This window comes from Microvirga terrestris (genome assembly GCF_015694425.1).
GTDB classification, from domain to species: Bacteria; Pseudomonadota; Alphaproteobacteria; order Rhizobiales; family Beijerinckiaceae; genus Microvirga; species Microvirga terrestris.
In genome coordinates this window covers 503,596-525,587 of sequence record NZ_JADQDN010000001.1, presented here as the reverse complement: position 1 = coordinate 525,587, position 21,992 = coordinate 503,596, and the positions used below count along the sequence as shown (strand labels likewise).

Here is a 21,992-nt window from a genome sequence, read left to right as displayed (position 1 = left end):
GGATCGGGCCTCTGGAGCAGCCGCCCGGCGGAAAGCGCCGGTTTTCGAACCAATCCGGGCTCTCAGGGAGCCCTTCTAAACATCATCAAAGAAGCCCGGCCTCTTTGACGACACAACGGCCCCAGGCAAAAACGCCTGGGACCGTGTGCTTTGAGCCCCGATTTCTCGGGGGTAACCCTGCGGCCATGAAGGCCGCAAAATTACTTGAGCTCGACCTTGGCGCCGACCTTTTCGAGGGTCGCCTTGATCTTCTCGGCTTCGTCCTTGGAAACGCCTTCCTTGACGGGCTTCGGCGCACCTTCGACGAGGTCCTTAGCTTCCTTGAGGCCCAGGCCCGTGATGCCACGGACTTCCTTGATGACCTCGATCTTCTTGTCGCCGGCGGCGGCAAGAACGACCGTGAACTCGGTCTGCTCTTCAGCAGCCGGAGCAGCAGCGCCGCCCGGAGCAGCAGCAACGGCAACAGCAGCGGCGGCGGAAACGCCCCACTTCTCTTCGAGCATCTTCGAGAGCTCAGCGGCCTCGAGAACGGTCAGCGACGAAAGATCGTCAACGAGCTTGGCAAGATCAGCCATGTCTTAGTTCCTTAGGTTCAGTTCGAACGATTGATGGTTTTGAGGTACGGCCTCACGCCGCTTCGCCTGTCTTGGCATAGGCCCCGAATACGCGGGCGAGCTTCGCCGCCGGCGCAGTGCTGAGCTGAGCGATCTTGGTAGCCGGAGCCTGGATAAGGCCGACCAGCTTGCCGCGCAGTTCATCAAGGGACGGCAGAGTGGCAAGTGCCTTCACTCCGTCCACGTTCAGGGCGGTCGTGCCCATTGCGCCACCGAGGATGACGAGCTTGTCGTTCCCCTTGGCGAAATCAACAACGACCTTGGGCGCCGCGACCGGATCGCTCGAATAAGCGATCAGGGTCGGACCTTTCATAAGGCCCGAGATGGACGCGACGTCCTTGCCTTCGAGAGCGATTTTGGCGAGGCTGTTTTTTGCGACCTTCACGGTGGCGCCGGCCTGCTTCATCTGCGCGCGCAGCTTCTGCATATCGGCGACCGTGAGGCCAGCATAGTGGGCGACGACGACAACGCTCGTGCTCGAAAACACGTCGTTGAGAGTCGAGACGAGCTCGCGCTTTGCTGCTCTTTCCACTGGGCTCTCTCCGGTTGGCGGAAAATATCCGCCGGTTGCATTTGCCGTTCAAGGCCCGGACTTGCATCCGAGGCATCCTGAACGACGCTCTCGCAAGCCCTGTCCCCCAAATGACGCCTGGCGGCGCACCGGGTGAGATGGTTCGAACCGACTCCCGTCACCTGCGTTAAGCAGATTGTAAACTCGGCTTCCCCGTCTATGCAGGCCCTTTCGAATTAAACCGGCTAAGCCGGCACCTGCAGTCTTGGACAGGACATAGCCGGAACGCGCCAAAAGTTGCCTCTTGGCTCGCCGGCCTGTCACCGTCCCGTCTCCGGGACGGATTATCAGCCTAACGCCCGCGCAAAAGCGGAGCCTCGGCCTATGTTGGAAACTCAAAGAAACCCTATAATCCTTTTTCCCCCTCTTGCCAAGGGGCAGGGTAGGATAAGTTTAAGGATTTCGTGGTCGCCCTGGCCTTGGGCTAAGTGCAGCGGCTGCTCGGAGGCTGATCAGCTAGCGCGGATGGAACTATATAACCCTCAGAGCTTCCCGAGAAAGTTCCGGATGGTCAACCTGCCCACGAAGACGAGAACGATGGCACAAAGCGCACTGACCACCTGCCCTAGATCGGCAATAAAGTTGATCATGTCTAGAATGGCATACATGCCCACGACCCTCACCGTAACAATGTGATAGCCAAGAACCTCGTAGGCAATAGCCCTGTACTAAAGAGCCCGGCGCGGACGCCGGGCTTTCTCAAAGTCTGACCGACCGGATGATTAGCCGTTGAGCACCGACGAAGGATCGACCTTCACGCCCGGGCCCATGGTCGAGGAGACGGCGACGCGCTGGATGTAGGTTCCCTTGGCGCCCGTGGGCTTGGCCTTGGACACCGCATCGGCGAACGCCTTGATGTTCTCCACGAGCTTGCCCTCGTCGAAGGAGGCCTTGCCGATGCCGGCATGGACGATGCCGGCCTTCTCGACGCGGAACTCGACGGCGCCGCCCTTGGCAGCCTCGACGGCGCCCTTGACGTCCATGGTGACCGTTCCGACCTTCGGGTTCGGCATCAGGCCGCGGGGCCCAAGAACCTTACCGAGACGGCCGACGAGCGGCATCATGTCCGGGGTGGCGATGCAGCGGTCGAACTCGATCGTGCCGCCGTTGACGGTCTCGAACAGCTCCTCGGCGCCCACGATATCGGCTCCGGCAGCCTTGGCCTCGTCGGCCTTGGCGCCGCGGGCGAACACGGCCACGCGAACCGTCCGGCCGGAGCCGTTCGGCAGGTTGCAGACGCCGCGGACCATCTGGTCGGCGTGGCGGGGATCGACGCCGAGGTTCATCGAGATCTCGATGGTCTCGTCGAACTTCGCCTTGGCGCGTTCCTTGATCAGCTTCACCGCGTCCTGGATCGGGTAGAGCTTGGTGGCATCAACGCCCTCGCGGGCGGCGCGGATGCGCTTACCTTCTTTCACAGCCATCATGCCCTCCTTATGCCACTTCCATGCCCATCGAGCGCGCGGAGCCCTCGATCATGGCCATGGCGGATTCAACGGTGTCGCAGTTGAGATCGACCATCTTCTTCTCGGCGATCTCGCGGATCTGGTCGCGGGTCACGCGGCCGACATTGCCGCCCTTGCCGGGGGTCTGCGAACCCTTGTCGATCTTCGCGGCCTTCTTGAGCCAGTACGAGACCGGGGGCTGCTTCATCTCGAAGGTGAAGGAACGGTCCTGATACGCGGTGATGATCACCGGGATCGGGGTGCCCTTCTCCATCTGCGCGGTCTTCGCATTGAAGGCCTTGCAGAATTCCATGATGTTCAGGCCGCGCTGACCGAGCGCCGGACCGATCGGCGGCGACGGGTTGGCTGCGCCTGCGGGCACTTGAAGCTTAACGTAGCCCGATATTTTCTTTGCCATAGGACTGCTCCTATTGGACCACTCGCCCGGAGCCAACCGAGCAAAGTGGCAGTTGCAGATCGCGGTGCGGCCTTATGAAGGCCCGGCTGGCGACCGGGCAGACCTCCCGCGGATGAAAGGTCCTCTCAGAGGACCTGAGAAGTGCCACCAATAAAGTGCCACTTCCCGCCGATCAGACCTTTTCGACCTGACCGTATTCGAGTTCGACCGGCGTCGCGCGGCCGAAGATGGACACCGCCACCTTGAGGCGGGCCCGGGCGTGGTCAACTTCCTCGACAACACCGTTGAATGAGGCGAACGGCCCGTCGGAGACGCGGACCTGCTCGCCGATCTCGAAGCTCACGGAAGGCTTCGGATGATCGACACCCTCGGCCACCTGGCCCTTGATCCGCTCGGCCTCACGATCCGGGATCGGAACCGGCTTGGACTTGTCGGCACCCAGGAAACCCGTCACCTTCGGGGTGTTCTTGATGAGGTGATAGACCTCGTCGGTCAGGTCGCACTTCACCAGGACATAGCCTGGGAAGAACTTGCGCTCGGTGTCGACCTTGCGGCCGCGGCGCACCTCGACGACCTTCTCGGTCGGCACCATGACCTCGTCGAACTTGTCCTCGAGACCACGCTGGGCAGCCTGATCCTTGATCGACTGGGCGACCTTGTTCTCGAAATTCGAATAGGCGTGGACGATGTACCAACGCTTCGTCATTGCATCCACCCCTTAACCGCCAAGCCCAAGGATCACCGAGCGAACGCCCCAGCCGATCGCCTGATCGACGACCAGAAAGAAGATGCTGGCAAGCACCACCATCACGAACACCATGGCGGTCGTGATCATGGTCTCCTTGCGCGTCGGCCAGGTCACCTTCGCGGCTTCCGAGCGGACCTGCTGTATGAAATCGAACGGGTTCGTCTTCGCCATTTTTCTGCGCCCGCGCCACCTTTTAGAGCGGCGACGAACGTCCTCTGAGGCACGCTTGTGCCCAAATTGAAGGGGCGCGAGGCTGTTTTCAAGCCTCGCGCCACCTGTTCAAACCATCTGCGGACCGCTCTTTAGAGCAAAACGTCCGCTTTGTCGACCGCTGGCAGGAGTGGAGGGACTCGAACCCCCAACCCCCGGTTTTGGAGACCGGTGCTCTAGCCGATTGAGCTACACTCCTCCGGCGGTCAACAGGTGGCGGAAACCCGCCACCTGGATCTCATTTAGTCCATCACGGCGGCGACGACGCCGGCGCCGACGGTACGGCCGCCCTCACGGATGGCGAAGCGCAGCTTCTCCTCCATGGCGATCGGCGCGATCAGCGTCACCTCCATGGTGATGTTGTCGCCCGGCATCACCATCTCGGTGCCTTCCGGCAGCGTCACCACGCCCGTCACGTCCGTCGTGCGGAAGTAAAACTGCGGACGGTAGTTGCCGAAGAACGGCGTATGACGACCGCCCTCTTCCTTCGTCAGGATGTAGGCCTCGGCTTTGAACTTCGTGTGCGGCTTGATCGAGCCCGGCTTGCACAGCACCTGGCCGCGCTCCACGTCCTCGCGCTTCGTGCCGCGCAGCAGAACGCCCACGTTGTCGCCCGCCTGGCCCTGGTCGAGCAGCTTGCGGAACATCTCGACGCCCGTGACCGTCGTCTTGACCGTGGCCTTCAGGCCCACGATCTCAACTTCCTCACCGACCTTCACGATGCCGCGCTCCACGCGACCCGTCACCACCGTGCCGCGGCCCGAGATCGAGAACACGTCCTCGATCGGCATCAGGAATGGCTGGTCGATCGGACGCTCCGGCTGCGGGATGTAGGCATCCACCTCGGCCATCAGCTTGAGCACCGCATCGCGGCCGATCTCAGGCTGGCGGTCCTCCAGAGCGCAAAGAGCCGAGCCCTTCACGATCGGAATGTCGTCGCCCGGGAAGTCGTACTTCGACAGAAGCTCGCGCACCTCGAGCTCAACCAGGTCAAGCAGCTCGGCGTCGTCGACCATGTCGACCTTGTTCATGAACACCACGAGAGCAGGCACGCCCACCTGGCGGGCCAGCAGGATGTGCTCGCGGGTCTGCGGCATCGGGCCGTCGGCCGACGACACCACCAGGATCGCGCCGTCCATCTGGGCCGCACCCGTGATCATGTTCTTCACGTAGTCGGCGTGGCCGGGGCAGTCCACGTGGGCATAGTGACGGTTCTTGGTCTCGTACTCCACGTGCGCGGTCGAGATCGTGATCCCGCGCGCCTTCTCTTCCGGCGCCTTGTCGATCTGGTCGTAGGCCGTAAACGTCGCCCCGCCCGACTCCGCCAGAACCTTCGTGATCGCCGCCGTCAGAGACGTCTTGCCATGGTCCACGTGACCAATCGTCCCAATGTTGCAGTGCGGCTTATTGCGCTCAAACTTTTCCTTCGCCATGTCCTTAGATCCTCGACACGCTTGATACCTGAACGGCAAACTCGTGCCGCCCAATAGGGCTCTTTGCTCAGTTACGCAAGAGCCAGTTTCGATAGGCGGACAGATAATCGGTGATCATTGAATAACCAAGATCTGGACCTTCGAAAGCCAAAGCGATACCCGTCGCCACGCCGCCAATCAGCGGTTTCGTCTGCAAGCGTCCATCGTATCGCAAAATAACTCGCCCGGTTGCCTTGTCGCGGATCTCGATATCGGCCTGGAACTTGGCCGTATTATCGACGAAGGCACGTCGCGCAATGGACGGAATGTCGAATGTCTTCACACGAACCACCGCAGTAGCCGGCTGATTTCCGGCAAAGACCGGCGCGGTTAGGCCAATAAATTCGTCCTTCAGCCGCGCCGTCAATACCTGCTTGAAATGCGCTCCCAGTTGCGGAAAGTTCGTGGCAGGCTCAGATCTGATCCGATCAGCCGTGGCGGCATCGACAACGCCGGATTGAACGAAACGCTCCTCCTCCGTGGGCCACGACCGGATGCTCTCCGCACCTTCCACAGCAACCTCGACGATCCTGTATCGGCCAAGATCTTGGGCAGCCAAATCGTGGGGCGGGACGGAAAGACATCCACCCAGAAATGCACATGTTAACGCTACAACGATGCATCTGAGAAACATAAAAGCACCAAGGTTCGGAAGAGAAGATTTGATGGATTAGGGGATTGGAGCGGGTGAAGGGAATCGAACCCTCGTATTCAGCTTGGAAGGCTGCTGCTCTACCATTGAGCTACACCCGCATGCCAGTTTGATTGGGTGGTGGGGGAAGTAGGACTCGAACCTACGAAGGCATAGCCAGCGGATTTACAGTCCGCCCCCTTTGCCGCTCGGGACATTCCCCCTTAGAACCCAACCCGAACGCACAACGCCGAGGCTGTTCCGCGGACCGCTTCGCCTTAGGCTCGGCGCTCCGTGGCGCTCTTATGGTGAGGTGGATGGCCGGTGTCAACCTCAAAGCGCACCGAAATCGGACGGTCGTGAATGGCCGCTCCTTGTGCTATGGCGTCCGGATAACACGTGAGATCCAAAGAGCATGAGCGAGCGCCCCTTCCCCTCCAGCAAGCCCCGATTCCAGCGCCGTCATGGGAAACAGGCCCGCCGAGATCCCAAAGCCTGGCGGCCGAATTTCGAGATCGACACGACCATCCTCTATGGCTGGCATCCGGTCTTCGAGGCCTTGCGTAACGGCAAGCGCACGATTCGCCGCCTTCTGGCGACCGAGAACTCCGCCCGCCGCCTGAGCGAGGAGCTTGGCACGTTGTTGCCCATCGAACCCGAGATTGTCCGGCCTGACGAGATCAATCGTCTCTTGGAGCCGGATGCGGTCCATCAGGGGCTCTATGCCGAGGCCGATCCTCTACCTTCTCCATCGGTCGATACCTTGAGCGGCAAGCGCGTCGTGCTGGCCCTCGACCAGATCACCGATCCGCACAATGTGGGCGCCATCCTCCGCACGGCAGCGGCCTTCGATGTTGAAGCCATCATCACGACGGCCCGGCACAGCCCCGCCGCAACCGGCGTTCTGGCCAAATCCGCGTCAGGGGGCCTCGAGCATGTCCCTTTCATGATCGTCCGCAACCTCAGCGACACGCTGATAGCCCTTGGCAAGCGCGGCTATCAGAGAATCGGGCTCGATTCCTCGGGCGAGGCCAATCTGGATGAGATCGACATCCGCCTGCCGGTTGTTCTCGTGCTCGGCTCCGAAGGAAAAGGCTTGAGGCAGAGGACCCGGGAATGTTGCGACGTGATCGGACGCTTGGACATGCCTGGCGCTATCAAAAGCCTCAACGTCTCGAATGCCGCCGCCATTTCCCTTTTCGCTGTGGTCAAAGGCGCATTCCGCAACGTTAACAAATAGGGCCGGCCATTCATCTAAGAGACTGAATAATTTAAATAATATCGACTCGCCCGTAACTTCTTAGACGGAAGTCGCAAATACCAATTGGGAATTGTGGAAAGAAAGCCCGGAGGTAGCCTCCCGTTCGATGGATTCTTGGCTGCGTGGAGCAGTCATGATGCCTCGGCTCAAAGCTCGACATTCGGGCTTGCGGCCCAGAACCCGGAATCAGACCGGGCACATGAATGGAAGGGAACCCTATGGCAACAGCAGCAACCACGCCGCATTCGGCCGCCGCGCCGCGGCCGATGACGAAGGAGGAGAGGAAGGTCATCCTGGCCTCCTCCCTCGGCACTGTCTTCGAATGGTATGATTTCTATCTCTACGGTTCACTCGCCACGATCATCGGCGCGCAGTTCTTCTCCGCCTTTGACGTGACGACCCGTAATGTCTTCGCGCTCCTGGCCTTCGCGGCTGGCTTCCTGGTGCGCCCGTTCGGCGCCATCTTCTTCGGGCGCATCGGCGATCTCGTCGGCCGCAAGTACACCTTCCTGGTGACGATCCTGATCATGGGCTTCTCGACCTTCATGGTCGGCCTGCTGCCCAGCTACAACCAGATCGGCTGGATCGCTCCTGTCGTCCTGATCGCGCTGCGCATGCTCCAGGGCCTCGCCCTCGGCGGCGAGTACGGCGGCGCTGCGGTTTATGTGGCCGAGCATGCCCCGGTGGGCCGTCGCGGCTTCTACACCAGCTTCATCCAGATCACGGCAACCGTCGGTCTGCTGCTGTCCCTTGTTGTCATCCTCGTGCTGCGCACCTGGATGGGCGAGCAGGGCTTCCAGACAGGCGAAGGCTGGCCGATTGCCGGCTGGCGCATCCCGTTCCTCCTCTCCGTGGTGCTCCTTGCCATCTCGGTCTGGATCCGTCTCCAGATGCACGAATCGCCTGCCTTCAAGAAGATGAAGGACGAGGGCACACAGTCGAAGGCTCCGCTGAAGGAAGCCTTCGGTCAGTGGGGCAATGCCAAAATGGTGCTCATCGCCCTGGTCGGCCTTGCGATCGGCCAAGCCGTGGTGTGGTACACGGGCCAGTTCTACGCCCTGTTCTTCATCCAGAGCATCCTGAAGGTCGACCTGCTCACCTCAAACGTGCTCATCGCCTGGTCGCTGATCCTCGGCACAGGCGGTTTCGTGTTCTTCGGTGCCCTGTCGGACAAGATCGGCCGTAAGCCGGTGATTCTCGGCGGCTGCCTGATCGCGGCGATCACCTACTTCCCGCTCTTCGGGGCCCTGACGAGCGTGGTCAGCCCACGCCTCAATCAGGCTCTCGAGACCGCGAAAGTCCAGGTTGTGGCTGATCCTGCAACCTGCGGCTCGGTGTTTGACCCGGTGGGAATCCGTACCTTCACCGCGCCTTGCGATGTCGCTCGTGTCTCGCTCGCCCGCGCTGCGGTCAAGTATGAGCTTGTCCCTGCTCCGGCAGGCTCGCCCGCGAAGGTCACGTTCAACGGCAAGGAAACTCCGATCGCTCCGGCCATTCCGGCCAATATCACGGCCTTTACGACCGCGGCCGGCGAAGCGGGCTATCCGAAGGCAGGCGATCCGACCATCCTGAAGGTCGGCGGCTTCTTCGATGCCCTCGGCAATGCTCAGGCTCTGAAGGCCATCGGCATCCTGACGATCCTCGTGATCTACGTCACGATGGTCTACGGCCCGATCGCCGCCGCCCTGGTGGAGTTCTTCCCCACCCGTATCCGCTACACCGCGATGTCCCTGCCCTATCACATCGCCAATGGCTGGTTCGGCGGCTTGCTGCCTCCCACGGCCTTCGCGATGGTGGCGGCTACCGGCGACATCTACTACGGTCTGTGGTACCCGATCGTGATTGCCCTGGTGACCTTCGTGGTCGGCCTGCTCTTCGTGCCAGAGACCAAGGACCGAGATATCATGACCTACGAGGGTGCCGGCGTGAGGCGTTAAGCTTCCGACGACCCGCTCACCAAACAGGAAAGCCCCGCCGAACGGCGGGGCTTTTCGTTGGGCAAACGCCGTCCGTCAGTAGCAGGTGGTTACGCGGCGGACGATCCAACCCTCACCCTCAACAAACATACGCTTGCGAGAGATGTCGCAATAAGCATCGCTGCCCGTGATGGGCTGGACTGACGACGTGGTCTCCACATCCCTAGCGGAAACGGATGTCACCGCCTCCTTGGAAGGCTTTGCTGCCACGCCATGGCTCGCCGGGGCAGCTTCAGCTGCCCCGAGCAGGCCTGCACCGGCAAAAATCGTGAGAACGGCGAGAAGCTTGAGGCCGCCTTGCGGCGGGATCCTCCACTGAACAGAAGCCCCTGAGGCCTTCATGGCACCAACTCCGTGATTGCTGTTTGCCTTACAATCCCAGAATTGGAGGTTGGTTTCGGTGCGCTGGGACACTTAATATTTCCGTTTGCATGGAACTTGCGTCCGGCTCCGCGTACTGCTACCTCAGCCCAATGAAGTCGGCCGGTGTAGCACAGCGGTAGTGCAGCGGTTTTGTAAACCGAAGGTCGGGAGTTCGATCCTCTCCACCGGCACCATCCCTTCCTCGTTGAAGGTCAATACCTTGAGGTAAGACAAGCACTTAACGCGTGTCTCACTCCCACACATGAGACTACACTTCTTCCCAACGCTCCTGCTAATTTCCTGTCGGGCCTTGCCGCATCATTGCAAGCTCGCAAGCCGTGCGTATGCCGACAACGCCAATTCTACAGCGCTATCAAGCTCGTCCTCGTCAAACTCATAGCAGCCGCAATAGGCAATGATTGAGTTGCTCTCTGGGGAATAAAGCTCCACCCACAATGGCGGAAAAGTCGGCAAATCATAATTCTGGTGGTGCTCGGTCAACCGTACATCAAGGCTGCCAATCCGCATGATGGTGATGGTCCGAGAACCGTTGCCCTGATCTGGGGTAAACATCAGCCGGACATAGGCTCGGACAATCTGTTGCTCAACGAAGTCACGACAGGGGGGCGGTCGCGCTTCGGCATCGCCGAGCGTCGTACAAGGCTGCGACATTATCTTCTCCATGATCCAAATGGCGCCTCAAGGCCCGGTCACTTCAACCGGCGCTTTGAGAGGGCGGCAGTCCAAGACGAGACGCACCAACCTCGTCTTTGTAGCGAACAATTATATTGTGCGCAATCCAAATATTGAACAATTATCTTGCACGCAATATAAAAGCGTTGACGCAATGATCAGGTGATTGTCATGACCACAAAGAATCCGCCTCACAGCGGCTCAGATTCAATCCTGGAGCTTTCAAGCCAGCTATGCTTCGCAACCTATGCAACGGCTCATGCCTTCAACCGTGTCTATAAGCCCCTACTTGATCCCCTTGGCCTGACATACCCGCAGTACCTTGTACTGCTCGTCCTGTGGCAGGGAGACAACGTGACCGTCAAAGAGATCGGTCAGCACCTGCACCTCGACTCCGGAACGCTTACGCCACTCCTAAAGAGGCTTGAGAGCGCCGGAATCGTCCGTCGGACGCGCGACCCTCATGATGAACGGCAGGTTCGGGTAAGCCTGACCAAACAAGGCCATGACCTTAAGGCACCAGCGCTGAAGGTCTGGAACGAGGTCGTGTGCGCGACTGGCTTGGACGCTGAGAAGTTCAAAGTCCTTATGGATCAGCTCAACGCACTCCGTGAGAGTCTAAACGCTCACCCGGGACAGCAGCGGTAATTAGCATCTTGGAGGTCAAGCGCCTCCCCCAAGCGATAGATTGCACCCTCATCTTTTGCGCTTCAGCCTCTTGTCAAAGCGAAAGAGAAGGACTTCTTGCCTAGCGTTGCCTCAATGCTCTTCCTGTACCCAATCGGTGGAGTCTGCCCAAGAATGCGAACGGTCCCAATGGAGGAATATTTCTCTCGCGTATAATCCTATTGAGTATTCTGCTGCAAAAAAGATCAAATCCTCACTTCAAGTAGTTCTTTTGAGCATCAAAGTAGTAATCCTTCTTCATTGAAGAGCCAATAACTCTATTATTGACGCAACAGGCACAAACATTAGCCTGGATACTTGCATCATATAGAGAGAAAACATGGCCGTCTTCGATATTTCGAATTCCTGGGGAGCCGGATTTGATATGTCCGGTTATACAGACGAGGGCTGGGGCTACATGCCCGCCGACCGGCTGACCGGGACTCTTTATCAAGGGTACAACACTATAATCTTCGATGCTTATGGATATGCATCGTTTGACGCCTTAGGCGTCAACTACTTTCTATATAATGACAACAACACGCTTCTTCTCGAAGATATGTATTACTTCCAAGGAGGCGAAGCTGTTCTCAAAATTGATGATGTCAACATTCAAACGACTATCTCTGATCTGAATTCTGCAGCATGGTACGTCCGCCTCAATCCGGGACACGACGCATTTTACGGCAATGACTATGCTGATGTCATAAAGGCAGGTTACGGGGATGACTTGGTCGTTGGGTATCTCGGCGATGACGCCCTCTATGGTAACGAAGGAAATGATACTTTAGGTGGCGGAGGCGGCGATGACCTCCTCGTCGGAGGAAATGGCTATGACACTGCCAGTTTCGGTGGTGTCAGCACCAACTACACCTTTGCCACCAATGCTGACGGATCGGTAACGATCATAGACAGAACGGGTGGGTGGGGCGTCGACGTCGTCTATGGCGTTGAAGCCTTCTACTTTGACGACGGAACTTTCAGCCTCTCCAGCCTGCTCCCCGTACCGCCTCCATCTTCACCCTTGCCTCCGTCGTCTCCTGCAAGTGCAGAAGCCATTTATGCAGGCAACAACACTCTCTATGGAACATCCGGCAGCAATATCCTCAAGGGCTACGGGGGAAATGACAAGCTCTACGGCCAGGGAGGCAATGATCATCTGTACGGCGGCAATGGAAACGATGTCCTATACGGCGGCACAGGCAGGGATGCTTTCGTCTTCAACACCAAAGCCAACAAGTACACCAACAAGGATGCCATCAAGGACTTCAGGGTCATCGACGACACCATTCGCTTGGACAATGCCGTTTTCACGAAAGTCGGGGCGAACGGCACCCTCAAATCTTATGCCTTCTGGAGCAACAATTCGGGTAAGGCACACGATAAGGATGATCGCATTATCTACGATAAGGACAGTGGCGTTCTGTATTACGATGCCGATGGTTCAGGAAAGGGAGCATCGACAGCCTTCACAACAATCTCGAAGAAACTTGCTATGACCAACAAGGATTTTTACATCGTCTAGAAAGGTACTTTAGCCCAGCAGGCTGGAGGTATTTGGTGCCCGTGAATGCTGGGACTTTCCCGACCCTTTTCGAGAATCTTGCACCCAGCGGGGTAGCCCACCTGCCCATGCGGAGTTTTTCCATGCCCATACCTAAGCTGCCTCGGGCTGTATGGAGGCATTCATGGAGGTATTCCTGCTGAACGTGATGGGCTCGGCTGCAGTTGCCTCTGCGGTCATTGCCGGAGTGATGAGTACGCGTCTGTCACGAGAGATCGCCCGTTCATGTGACAGCCGTCTGGAGGTCTCAAAGCCCCACAGGCGTCAAATCGATTGAGCAACAAATCACAGCCGATGAGCCGAGGCAACACCGGCTAGAGCATCACACGGACTGAAGCTCCAGTCCTCAGCGTATCTGCTCCTTGCCCCAATTCTTGTGCGCGACCTCATCAGAGACCTTCTGCTCGGTTCGGCTAAGTCTGCGGCGTCGACTGCTGGCAACGGCCATGAAGATGCCGATCAGCAGCGGGCCGCCGACTATCACCAGTCCCCAGACCCAACCATCGGCTATATCCCACATCATCCTGCTCCATGCGAAGGGCCGCCTAAAGCGGCCTCGACTGTCCTTGCAGGGCTAACCGGAATGCAAACCCGTTGTTCCGCTCGGCAACGACGCATAGGCAAAGCCGAGTTCCGGCATTAGACAGGCAGAATGCCGACAAACGCCCGCTTCACTGATCGGAACCCATGCTGACTGCCATCTCAGATCCTGACGACCTGCGAATTGAAGCATACCGGGCTGTGCGTGAGCGGGATCTCCTGGGACGCCAACACCGCTTCATCGCCGAGGGTGAGGTGGTCCTGAGAGTTCTGCTGAGGCAGCAGTCCCGCTTCGAGGTTGAATCTCTTCTCTTAGGGGAAGGACGCGTGGAGGGCCTGAGCGTTGCGCTCGACGTCCTGCCATCCGAGGTGCCTGTCTACGTCGCGAACCGGCAGGTGATGGACGCGATCGTAGGTTTCCCGATTCACCGTGGCATTCTCGCCGTCGCCCGGCGTCCAATGCTGCCTCCGATCAACGTCCTCCTCGCCAATCTGCCGGAGACAGCCCTGGTGGTCGGAATGGTCGGCCTTGCCAACCACGACAATGTCGGCGGGATCTTCCGGAATGCGGCCGCGTTCGGGGCGGATGCAATCCTGCTCGACCAGGAGACCTGCGATCCGCTCTACCGCAAAGCGATCCGCGTGTCGGTCGGCGGAGCTTTGGTGGTCCCCTTCACACGAACTTCATCAGCCGATGCCTTGGTGCGGGCGCTTGAAGAGGCTTCCTTTGAAGTGATTGCTCTCTCCCCGTCCGGAGCGGAAACCCTCTCTAGGGTCCAGCCTTCCCGCCGCATGGCCCTGCTCCTGGGAGCGGAGGGCCCTGGCCTGCCTGCGGAGCTCTTGGCGCGGACCCGGGCCGTGTCGATCCCTATGAGCGGCGGCTTCGATTCCCTGAATGTCGCCACCACCAGCGGCATCGCCCTGCACCATCTCACGCAGGCAAATAAGGGTTGAAGCGCTCTCGCGCTCGCTGACTTGTGAAAGCATGTGCCCTTGCATGCAAGCGGGGCCGTTCTAGGGTCTTGGTCCCAAGCCTGGAGACGCTCATGACCATCACACGCCGCACCATTCTTGCCAGCACTGCCCTTGCCATCACTCCCGTTGCCGGGCCTGCCCTGGCCCAGACTTCACCCTCGACACCCGCTCCCGCTCAAGGGTCCGGCTCGCGCCAGGCCCCCGGCTTCTACCGCTATAAGGTCGGCGACATCGAGGTCACAGCGATCAATGACGGCTTCGCCCAACGCCCCCTCGAAGGCTTCGTCCGCAATGCGGAACTGTCCCAAGTCCAGCAGGCCATGCAGGAGGCGTTCATCCCTGGCAACGCACTGCCAATCACCTTCAACACGCTCGTGCTCAACAATGGCGGGCGTCTGACGCTGATCGATACGGGCAACGGTGATATGGGCGCGCCGACCTCCGGCCGCTGGATGGCGAACTTCCGTGCTGCCGGGTTCGATCCAGCCCAGGTGAACACGGTCGTGATCAGCCATTTCCATGGAGACCACATCAACGGCCTGCGCCTGAAAGATGGCACCGCCGTTTTCCCGAATGCCGAGGTGATGGTGCCGGCTGCCGAGTGGACCTTCTGGATGGACGATGCGCGCATGAACCAGGCGCCAGAGGGCATGAAGGGCGCCTTCCAGGGTGTCCGCCGCGTCTTCGGGCCTATCGCCAACAACGTGAAGCGTTACGAGATGGACAAGGAGGTCGTGCCGGGCCTGACCGCTGTGGCAGCACCGGGACACACGCCCGGCCACACGGCCTACATGCTCTCCTCCAGCAACGGCAAGCTGATGATCATGTCCGACGTCACGAACCACCCGGCCCTGTTTGTGCGCAATCCGGATTGGGCGGCCGTGTTCGACATGGACGCCGACCAGGCTCGGGCCACCCGCCGCCGGATGCTCGACATGGCAGCATCCGAGCGGGCGCAGGTCGCCTTCTACCATGCCCCCTTCCCGGCCACAGGCCACATCGCCAAGGATGGCAACGGCTTCCGCTTCGTACCGGTGCAGTGGAATCCGGCCGTCTAGGCACGGTTTGCAGCCGTCTCCGCAAAAAGCCACTCCAGGGTGGCCGCATCCCCGCCGGTCGGCTCGATGAAGAGGACGACCGGCGTCTCATAAGGATGGCGTTCCTTCAGCGCTTGGTGAACCTGATCCTGAAGGCCCTTGCGGGTCTTCAGGATGGCAACAGCCTCCTGCCCCTGCTCGACGGCCCCCTCCCAGGCATAGACGGACCGCATCCCCGGCAGCACATTGATGCAGGCAATCAGCCGGTCTCGGACCAGCCCCTCCCCGATCGACAAGGCGATGTCCACATCGGGAAAGGTCGTATAGACGAGAAGTGGGCGATCCATGCTATGCCTTTCCTCCGCATCCGACCGGACGCAGCGAGGGTAACTGGGCATGGCCCGCCGTTTCAACAACATCGCATTCGTGGCCAGTGCCGCGCCTGACGCGCAGAGCGCGCTCAAAGCCTTGCAGGATCGTTACACAAACGTTGCGCCTGAGCAGGCGGACGTCATCGTAGCCCTCGGTGGCGACGGCCTGATGCTGCAGAGTCTCCACCGGTTCATGGGAACGGCCAAACCCATCTACGGCATGAACAAGGGCACAGTCGGCTTCCTGATGAACGATTTCAGGGAGGAGGACCTGTTCGACCGTCTCGAAGCGGCTGGCCGAAGCGTGGTTCACCCACTCCTGATGGTGGCCTGGGACGTGCACGGTGTGGCTCACACCGCGCGGGCGATCAACGAGGTCTCCATGCTGCGCCAGACCTATCAGGCGGGCAAGCTGCGGGTGAGCGTCGACAACCGGGTGCGCATCCCCGAACTCAGTGCCGACGGCATCCTGGTGGCGACCCCTGCTGGATCGACAGCCTACAATCTCTCGGTCGGCGGGCCGATCCTGCCGCTGAACGCCCCGCTGCTCGCCCTCACGCCGATTTCGGCCTTCCGTCCGCGCCGCTGGCGCGGCGCCCTTCTTCCCGACTATGCCAAGATCCAGATCGAGGTTCTGGAGGCCGGCAATCGCCCGGTAAGCGCGGTTGCCGATCACACCGAATTCCGCAATGTCTCCCGGGTGGATGTCTCTATGGACCGCAGCGTGGATCTTGTGATGCTGCACGATCCCGGCCACAGCCTTGACGAGCGCATCCTTCGGGAGCAGTTCGGCTATTGACGATGGCAGAAGGCACGGGCTTCAACGTGCTGGCTTGAGAATCAGAGGTCACCATCATGAGCGATGAAAGCAGGCATCCGAGAGGCGGCCTCTACTTCGAGGATTTCACCGTCGGCACCATCATCAATCACCGCCTGACCCGGACGGTGACCCAGATGGACAACATGTTGTTCTCCAACATGACCCTGAACCCGCAGCCGCTCCACATCGATGCGCATTTCTGCGCCACGGAGACGGAGTGGGGCAAGCCGCTCATGAATTCCCTGTTCACTCTAGGCCTGCTCATCGGCATCTCCGTCAACGACACGACGGTGGGCACCACCATCGCCAATCTCGGCATGACGGATGTGAAATTCCCGGCTCCACTCTTCGAGGGCGACACGATCAATGCGACGACTGAGATCGTGGCCAAGCGCGAGTCAAAGTCGCGTTCGGACGCCGGAATCGTGGAGTTCATTCACAGGGCCTACAAACAGGACGGCACTCTCGTGGCCGAATGTCGCCGTCAAGCCTTCATGCGCAAGAGGAACGCCTGATGCGCTCCCTGCTCTTCGTTCCGGGCGACAGCGCCAGGAAACTCGAGAAAGGCCTGACCTCCGGAGCCGATGTCCTTCTCATCGACCTTGAGGATTCGGTCGCTCTATCCGCCAAGGAAGAAGCCCGCCGCGTCACTGCGGATTTTCTCGACCAGCAACGCACGAAGGCCGAGCGCCCGCGTCTCTTCGTACGTGTCAACGGATTGACCACAGGCCTTATCGACGCGGACCTCGACGGCGTGATGCAGGCGGGCCCCGATGGAATCGTGCTGCCGAAGACGATCGGCGGCACAGACGTGGCGCATCTCGGCGCCAAGCTCGCTGTGCGCGAAGCCGAATTCGGCTTGGAGGATGGCGTCACGCGCATCCTTGCCATCGCGACGGAGAATGCCGCAGGCGTCTTTGCGCTCGGCTCCTTCGCCGGCGCGAGCCATCGCCTCATGGGCATTGCCTGGGGTGGCGAGGATCTGTCGGCCGATCTCGGCGCCGAGACGAACCGTAGTGCTGACGGCGCCTATACGGACCCCTACCGCCTCGCCCGCTCCCTAACCCTCCTGGGCGCCACGGCAGCCGGTGTCGATGCGGTGGATTCCGTCTTCACCAACTTCCGCGACATGTCAGGGCTGGAAATGGAATGCCGCAAGGCTCGCCGTGATGGCTTCGCGGCCAAGATGGCGATTCATCCGGCGCAGGTGCCGATCATCAACGAAGCCTTCACGCCCTCGCAGGAAGCGGTGGAACGGGCCCAAGCCGTCATCGAGGCTTTCAAAGCCAATCCTGGAACAGGCGTTGTCGGCGTCAATGGCGAGATGCTGGATCGACCGCACCTGCTACGCGCTGAGCGCCTCCTCCGGCGTGCCGGCAAGCGGTAATGGGACCCGCCTTAGAACCCAAACAGAGCCCCACGTTAATTACAATAACTTTAAGTAGAACACCCTAGTTTCGACAATTTAAAGTTATTAAACCAGCAATTTAGCTTCGGCCTTGGCAATATTTGATAAACAAACTTCTTTCTAAGAGATAGAAACGGCACCAATCCTCTTCAAACAGATAGTCGACAATCGCTCCGCCCCCTATCGATATATTGGGATCTACACTCCTGAGCTGCATAGATGACAGATCGCGAGTGAAATGTTCCTGGCATCGTCAAAAGACGCCACGCCGACAGGCAAAGGGGATGTGGGATGTCCGATAGTATTGTTGAGGCCTTCAACGAAGCGGCTACTTGGGATGAGGCCTTAATCGCCATCAAGAGCAATGCCGAGGCACTGCTCGATGGACTTCACATCGAGAAACTAGGTTATCTGGCCGACGAGGAAGACCGCGAGCAAGCGCTCGGCTTTGGCGTCCATGAAATCAAGTCCTTGTTCGGGAATTTCACATCCCTCCCGCAAATCAAGGCTGTCGTAGAGCGGCAGATCGATGTGGAATATGCCAAGTGGGAATTTGTCTTGGCCTTTGAGACAGCGTCCAGTGTGGAGGATATGCGTGCCGGACTTGAGCGGGTGCAGTCGCTTTACGATGACCGCGAGAGCGTCATTCAAGAATGGTCTTTGAGCGATGATCCCGACGTCAGAGCACGAGCGGCCGAACTCGCCACCGAGTCCTATACAATCGTTTTCAGGAATATCGCTGCTCGTATTGGCGATGGAGCTTACCTCGACGACCTCGCGGCGGAAATGTGGTCAGCCCAAAGAGCGTTCGACGATCTCGACAGTCTCGTCCAAGCTCTCGGTGATGCAACTGATGTACTCGGATATGAGAGCATCATGGCGTCCTTCAACGAAGCAGCAGATTGGGAGGCGATGCTCGCCGCGATCAAGGACCATGCATCAGCCCTGCTCGATCCAGATCACCTCGCCAAGCTCACTCAGCTCATTGTTGACGGCAGCTATGAGCACGCTATCGGGCTTGGAGTGGCAGAGATCAGGACATTGTTTGGAGACTTCATCTCGCATGAGGAAATCACATCAGCCGTCGAGAAAATGATCGACATCGGCCATGGGCAGTTCTCAGCTCTGTTGGTCATCAACGGCTCAGAAAACGCCGGCACTTTGGCGGAAGCATTGAGCCTCCATGTCGCAAGCCTTCATCAACAACGGCAGGATCTGATCGCTGAATGGCGCGACAGCGGCGATCTGGATGCGATTGCCCGCGCGGATGAGCTTGAAGACGAAGCTTATACAGTCAACCTGAGCGAAGTCAGTTCGCATCTCGACGATGAGGCTTATCTGGCGGAACTGGCTGCAAGGATGCAGATGATACGCCAGGGCGGTTCATTTCTCGACATTGATGCCTTGATCGCCGCGCTCGACATGGTCGACAGAGCCATTGATGCTACCTACGATGCTGTAATCACCGGTACCAATTCGGGCTTCATGAACGAGGGTGACCTACTCAGCGTCGGCGGCCTGATCACAGTCGAGGATGGCGACTGGGGTGAAAACAGATTCAAGGCTGTCGGAGAAAGCGGGCTTCAGAAAGAGTATGGGACATTTGCCTTCAACAGCATGACCGGCGAGTGGGGCTTCACGCTTAACAGCACCGTGCAATCGTTGAAGGAGGGCCAGCAGATTCATCAGAATCTGACGGTCGAATCCCTGGATGGAAGTGCGACCATGACCGTCACGGTCACAATTAGAGGGCAAAACGATGCCCCCGAGGCTTCACAAGTGGGCAACACCTTATCTGGCCTCGAAGACACGGAAATTGACGGGCAAGTCCCTTCCGGCACCGACATCGATGGCGATAAGCTGACCTATGCGCTGGTGCAGCCTGTCCCAGGCCTGACGTTCAATAACGATGGAACCTTCAGTTACAAGCCGGCAGCCAACTTCAATGGTACAGTGACGTTCCAATACCAAGTGATCGATACCGAAGGCGCAAAGAGCCTGCCGGAGACCTTCGTAATTACCGTTAACTCGGTCAACGATAGACCGCATGACATCGTTCTTTCAGAGACCCGTGTTGACGAGAACGCCGCAGCTGGAACGGTTATAGACACGCTGACAGGATCTGACGTCGATGGTGACGCGCTAGCGTTCTCTCTGGTGGACGATGCTGGCGGGCGCTTTGCGATCAGCGACGGCCAGCTTGTGGTCAAGGACGGTGTCAGGCTCGACCATGAGCAAGCGACCGCGCACACTTTGATCATCCAGGTGAAGGATGGGTACAATGCCAATTACCAGAAGACATTCGTCATCCAGGTGAATGACGATACGGACGAGAGAATTCCCGGCTCACCCTCTTCGGATCTACTCAAGGGCGGCTCAGGCAGCGACAGGCTTTGGGGCGGTCTTGGTAACGATCAGCTGACGGGCGGATCGGGCAAGGACATCTTCGTATTCGACACGAAGCCGAACAAGAAGAGCAACCTTGACAAGATCGCCGACTTCTCCGTGAAGGACGACAGCATCTGGCTAGACAACAAGATCTTCACCAAGCTCGGCAAGGCTGGTTCTGAAGTCAAACCGACGCAGCTGAAGAAGGACTTCTTCGTCAAAGGCTCCAAGGCCAAGGAAAAAAACGACTACATGATCTATGACAGCAAGAAGGGCGTGCTTGCCTACGATGCCGATGGTTCGGGCAAGGGCAAGGCGATTGAGATCGCTCAGCTCTCGAAGAAGCTCGCCATGACCTACAAGGATTTCTTCGTCATCTAAGTCTGATGACGATCAAAGCCTGAAAGATGAAGCGGCCCGCGATAAGAAACCATTGTAGGCCGCTTTCTTGTTGCTGACTTAAATCGTGCCGGCTCTGCCACCTGCGACGAGGCCGCTCAGCCCCCAGGCCGGGTAATCGAGAACTTCGTCTCCGGGGTCGCCACGAAGTAGTCGCGGTAGCCGGATCGGGCGATGGGGCGCATGGCAGCCGTGTCGACGAGGCCGTCGATGATGTAGCGGTCGTCGATGTAGACCCCGACCACCTGTCCGATCACGAGATAGTAAGACGGATCTCCGCCGCCTATGGGGGTGAGCGGCACGGTCTGGAGCCACTTGCACTCGAGTGCTGCTGGCGCCTCGGCAACCCGGGGCGGCTTCACCAGACGGGACGGTGCGGCCTTCAGGCCCGCGTGCTCCATCTCGTTCTCGCCGCGAGAGAGAGGTGCTGAGGTGAGGTTCATCTTGTCCCGCAGGTCATAGGTCGCCAGGCTGCAGACGAACTCGCCCGTCTCCTCGATGAAGGTGAGAGCATCCTTCTTGCCCGCCGAGGAGAAGGCCACCATGGGCGGCCGCTCGGAGACCGCATTGAAAAATGAATAGGGCGCGAGGTTCACCTCCCCCTTCGCGCTCATGGCGCTGATCCAGCCGATGGGACGCGGCGTGACGATGGCCTTGAACGGGTCGTGCGGCAGGCCGTGAGCGTTGGTGGAGGTTTCGTAGAACATCACATTAGAACCGCGTCACGATGTCGTTGAGGCTGGGCCGATCCCGGTCGCCCGGCGTCTCCTTGGCCGTGCCGATATGGATGAATCCGGCAATCCGCTCCTCGGGCTTCAGCCCCAATGCGTCGAGCACCCGCCGGTCGAAGGCAGCCCAGCCCGTGAGCCAGGAGGCGCCGTAGCCGAGGGCAGATGCGGCATTCAGAAGGTTCATGCAGACGGCGCCGGCTGAGAGAACCTGCTCCCAATCGGGGATCTTCACGTGCGGCACGACGCGGGACACCACCGCGACAACCAGGGGTGCTTGGGCAAAGCGCTCCCGCTCAGTGGCGATCTTGTCCTCTCCGGCCTCGGGGTTGTCGGCCTGAAAGACCGAGGCCAGCACCTCGCCGAGCCGCTGGCCGGCATCGCCCTGGATGAGGATGAAGCGCCAGGGAACCAGCTTGCCATGGTCCGGCACCCGGGAGGCCACCGTCAGGAGGGTTTCGATTTCCGGCTCGCTCGGCCCCGGTTCGCCCAGCCAGCGCGACGGGACGGAACGGCGCTGCAGAAGGCGGGAAAGGCTGTCATTCATGGGCTCTTCATCCGGCGTGGATAATGTGAAACAATGAAGGTGGATGCTCACGAAGTCTGCGAGCAGGGTAGGCCTCAGGCCTGCCATCGTCTCGCCGTCTTGATGCGCTTGAGGGAGCGCAGGCGTCCTAAGGGCGGGCCGCTGCCA

25 protein-coding genes and 4 tRNA genes are annotated in these 21,992 nt (G+C 59.5%); 11 read left to right on the top strand and 18 right to left on the bottom strand.

All coding sequences use genetic code 11. From position 1 onward, the window contains the following. Positions 1-200 precede the first annotated feature (200 nt). The 12 genes from rplL to I2H36_RS02375 all read right to left on the bottom strand — a co-directional run bounded on the left by rplL (position 201) and on the right by I2H36_RS02375 (position 6,333). Positions 201-575: a 50S ribosomal protein L7/L12 gene (gene rplL / locus I2H36_RS02425; RefSeq protein ID WP_196262280.1), complete on the bottom strand. Its 375-nt coding sequence runs from the start codon at positions 573-575 to the stop codon at positions 201-203. A gap of 52 nt (positions 576-627) precedes the next feature. Continuing rightward, on the bottom strand, positions 628-1,146 hold the full coding sequence (gene rplJ / locus I2H36_RS02420) for a 50S ribosomal protein L10 (protein WP_196262279.1): 519 nt from the start codon (positions 1,144-1,146) through the stop codon (positions 628-630). Positions 1,147-1,667: 521 nt separating this feature from the next. Beyond that, positions 1,668-1,793, bottom strand: coding sequence for a hypothetical protein (locus tag I2H36_RS20270; RefSeq protein ID WP_281432962.1), 126 nt, complete (start codon positions 1,791-1,793; stop codon positions 1,668-1,670). A 114-nt stretch (positions 1,794-1,907) separates the two neighbouring features. Then, positions 1,908-2,609, bottom strand: a complete 702-nt coding sequence (gene rplA, locus I2H36_RS02415) for a 50S ribosomal protein L1 (protein WP_196262585.1) — start codon at positions 2,607-2,609, stop codon at positions 1,908-1,910. 10 nt (positions 2,610-2,619) lie between these two features. Beyond that, entirely contained in the window at positions 2,620-3,048 is a 429-nt protein-coding gene (rplK, locus tag I2H36_RS02410) for a 50S ribosomal protein L11 (RefSeq protein WP_099511377.1), read from the bottom strand. A 172-nt stretch (positions 3,049-3,220) separates the two neighbouring features. Continuing rightward, positions 3,221-3,754 (bottom strand): transcription termination/antitermination protein NusG, encoded by a 534-nt coding sequence (gene nusG / locus I2H36_RS02405; protein WP_183450861.1) that lies wholly within the window; start codon positions 3,752-3,754, stop codon positions 3,221-3,223. 12 nt (positions 3,755-3,766) lie between these two features. Then, a complete protein-coding gene (gene secE, locus I2H36_RS02400) occupies positions 3,767-3,967 on the bottom strand; it encodes a preprotein translocase subunit SecE (protein ID WP_036350572.1) in 201 nt (66 codons plus the stop codon). Between the two features lie 161 nt (positions 3,968-4,128). After that, positions 4,129-4,205: transfer RNA gene (locus I2H36_RS02395), tRNA-Trp, on the bottom strand. 43 nt (positions 4,206-4,248) lie between these two features. Then, complete coding sequence (tuf, locus tag I2H36_RS02390) at positions 4,249-5,439, bottom strand: elongation factor Tu (protein ID WP_196262278.1); 1,191 nt, start codon at positions 5,437-5,439, stop codon at positions 4,249-4,251. Positions 5,440-5,506: 67 nt separating this feature from the next. Next, the gene (locus I2H36_RS02385) at positions 5,507-6,037 is read right to left on the bottom strand and encodes a hypothetical protein (RefSeq protein ID WP_210330891.1); all 531 of its coding nucleotides are present in this window, start codon (positions 6,035-6,037) and stop codon (positions 5,507-5,509) included. Positions 6,038-6,157: 120 nt separating this feature from the next. Next, a tRNA-Gly gene (locus tag I2H36_RS02380) sits at positions 6,158-6,231 on the bottom strand. A 17-nt stretch (positions 6,232-6,248) separates the two neighbouring features. Continuing rightward, positions 6,249-6,333, bottom strand: a tRNA-Tyr gene (locus tag I2H36_RS02375). Between the two features lie 191 nt (positions 6,334-6,524). Here I2H36_RS02375 and I2H36_RS02370 point away from each other — a divergent pair. Continuing rightward, a complete protein-coding gene (locus I2H36_RS02370) occupies positions 6,525-7,349 on the top strand; it encodes a TrmH family RNA methyltransferase (RefSeq protein WP_196262276.1) in 825 nt (274 codons plus the stop codon). A 239-nt stretch (positions 7,350-7,588) separates the two neighbouring features. Continuing rightward, positions 7,589-9,307 carry an MFS transporter gene (locus tag I2H36_RS02365; protein ID WP_196262275.1) on the top strand — a complete coding sequence of 573 codons (1,719 nt, stop codon included), beginning with the start codon at positions 7,589-7,591 and terminating at the stop codon, positions 9,305-9,307. 75 nt (positions 9,308-9,382) lie between these two features. Here the strand turns inward: I2H36_RS02365 and I2H36_RS02360 are convergent, their stop codons facing one another. Beyond that, positions 9,383-9,688 (bottom strand): hypothetical protein, encoded by a 306-nt coding sequence (locus I2H36_RS02360; RefSeq protein WP_196262274.1) that lies wholly within the window; start codon positions 9,686-9,688, stop codon positions 9,383-9,385. Positions 9,689-9,828: 140 nt separating this feature from the next. Between I2H36_RS02360 and I2H36_RS02355 the strand changes: the two genes are divergently transcribed. After that, positions 9,829-9,903 (top strand) — tRNA-Thr (locus I2H36_RS02355). A 124-nt stretch (positions 9,904-10,027) separates the two neighbouring features. Here the strand turns inward: I2H36_RS02355 and I2H36_RS02350 are convergent. Further along, positions 10,028-10,381, bottom strand: coding sequence for a hypothetical protein (locus tag I2H36_RS02350; protein WP_196262273.1), 354 nt, complete (start codon positions 10,379-10,381; stop codon positions 10,028-10,030). A 192-nt stretch (positions 10,382-10,573) separates the two neighbouring features. On the opposite strand from I2H36_RS02350, the gene I2H36_RS02345 reads away from it, so the two are divergent. Together I2H36_RS02345 and I2H36_RS02340 are read left to right on the top strand one after the other, a co-directional pair. Then, complete coding sequence (locus tag I2H36_RS02345; protein WP_196262272.1) at positions 10,574-11,050, top strand: MarR family winged helix-turn-helix transcriptional regulator; 477 nt, start codon at positions 10,574-10,576, stop codon at positions 11,048-11,050. 358 nt (positions 11,051-11,408) lie between these two features. After that, entirely contained in the window at positions 11,409-12,593 is a 1,185-nt protein-coding gene (locus I2H36_RS02340; protein ID WP_196262271.1) for a calcium-binding protein, read from the top strand. Between the two features lie 385 nt (positions 12,594-12,978). Here I2H36_RS02340 and I2H36_RS02335 read toward each other — a convergent pair whose 3' ends face one another. Continuing rightward, entirely contained in the window at positions 12,979-13,155 is a 177-nt protein-coding gene (locus I2H36_RS02335) for a hypothetical protein (protein ID WP_196262270.1), read from the bottom strand. Between the two features lie 164 nt (positions 13,156-13,319). Between I2H36_RS02335 and I2H36_RS02330 the strand changes: the two genes are divergently transcribed. Both I2H36_RS02330 and I2H36_RS02325 read left to right on the top strand, forming a co-directional pair. Next, positions 13,320-14,126 (top strand): TrmH family RNA methyltransferase, encoded by an 807-nt coding sequence (locus tag I2H36_RS02330; protein ID WP_196262269.1) that lies wholly within the window; start codon positions 13,320-13,322, stop codon positions 14,124-14,126. 92 nt (positions 14,127-14,218) lie between these two features. Further along, positions 14,219-15,205 (top strand): MBL fold metallo-hydrolase, encoded by a 987-nt coding sequence (locus tag I2H36_RS02325; protein ID WP_196262268.1) that lies wholly within the window; start codon positions 14,219-14,221, stop codon positions 15,203-15,205. On the opposite strand, the gene cutA is transcribed toward I2H36_RS02325, so the two are convergent. Continuing rightward, on the bottom strand, positions 15,202-15,531 hold the full coding sequence (cutA, locus tag I2H36_RS02320) for a divalent-cation tolerance protein CutA (RefSeq protein WP_196262267.1): 330 nt from the start codon (positions 15,529-15,531) through the stop codon (positions 15,202-15,204). The genes I2H36_RS02325 and cutA overlap by 4 nt on opposite strands. A 49-nt stretch (positions 15,532-15,580) precedes the next feature. On the opposite strand from cutA, the gene I2H36_RS02315 reads away from it, so the two are divergent. The 4 genes from I2H36_RS02315 (at position 15,581) to I2H36_RS02300 (ending at position 20,552) form a co-directional block, all read left to right on the top strand. Next, positions 15,581-16,354 carry an NAD kinase gene (locus I2H36_RS02315; RefSeq protein ID WP_196262266.1) on the top strand — a complete coding sequence of 258 codons (774 nt, stop codon included), beginning with the start codon at positions 15,581-15,583 and terminating at the stop codon, positions 16,352-16,354. Between the two features lie 56 nt (positions 16,355-16,410). Continuing rightward, on the top strand, positions 16,411-16,890 hold the full coding sequence (locus I2H36_RS02310; protein ID WP_196262265.1) for a MaoC family dehydratase: 480 nt from the start codon (positions 16,411-16,413) through the stop codon (positions 16,888-16,890). Then, entirely contained in the window at positions 16,890-17,762 is an 873-nt protein-coding gene (locus I2H36_RS02305) for an HpcH/HpaI aldolase/citrate lyase family protein (protein WP_196262264.1), read from the top strand. The genes I2H36_RS02310 and I2H36_RS02305 overlap by 1 nt, the downstream gene beginning before the upstream one ends. Before the next feature lie 312 nt (positions 17,763-18,074). Next, positions 18,075-20,552 (top strand): Ig-like domain-containing protein, encoded by a 2,478-nt coding sequence (locus tag I2H36_RS02300; RefSeq protein WP_196262263.1) that lies wholly within the window; start codon positions 18,075-18,077, stop codon positions 20,550-20,552. 116 nt (positions 20,553-20,668) lie between these two features. On the opposite strand, the gene I2H36_RS02295 is transcribed toward I2H36_RS02300, so the two are convergent. Then, positions 20,669-21,277 carry a flavin reductase family protein gene (locus tag I2H36_RS02295; protein ID WP_196262262.1) on the bottom strand — a complete coding sequence of 203 codons (609 nt, stop codon included), beginning with the start codon at positions 21,275-21,277 and terminating at the stop codon, positions 20,669-20,671. Positions 21,278-21,281: 4 nt separating this feature from the next. Beyond that, positions 21,282-21,845, bottom strand: coding sequence for a nitroreductase family protein (locus I2H36_RS02290; protein WP_196262261.1), 564 nt, complete (start codon positions 21,843-21,845; stop codon positions 21,282-21,284). Positions 21,846-21,992 lie beyond the last annotated feature (147 nt).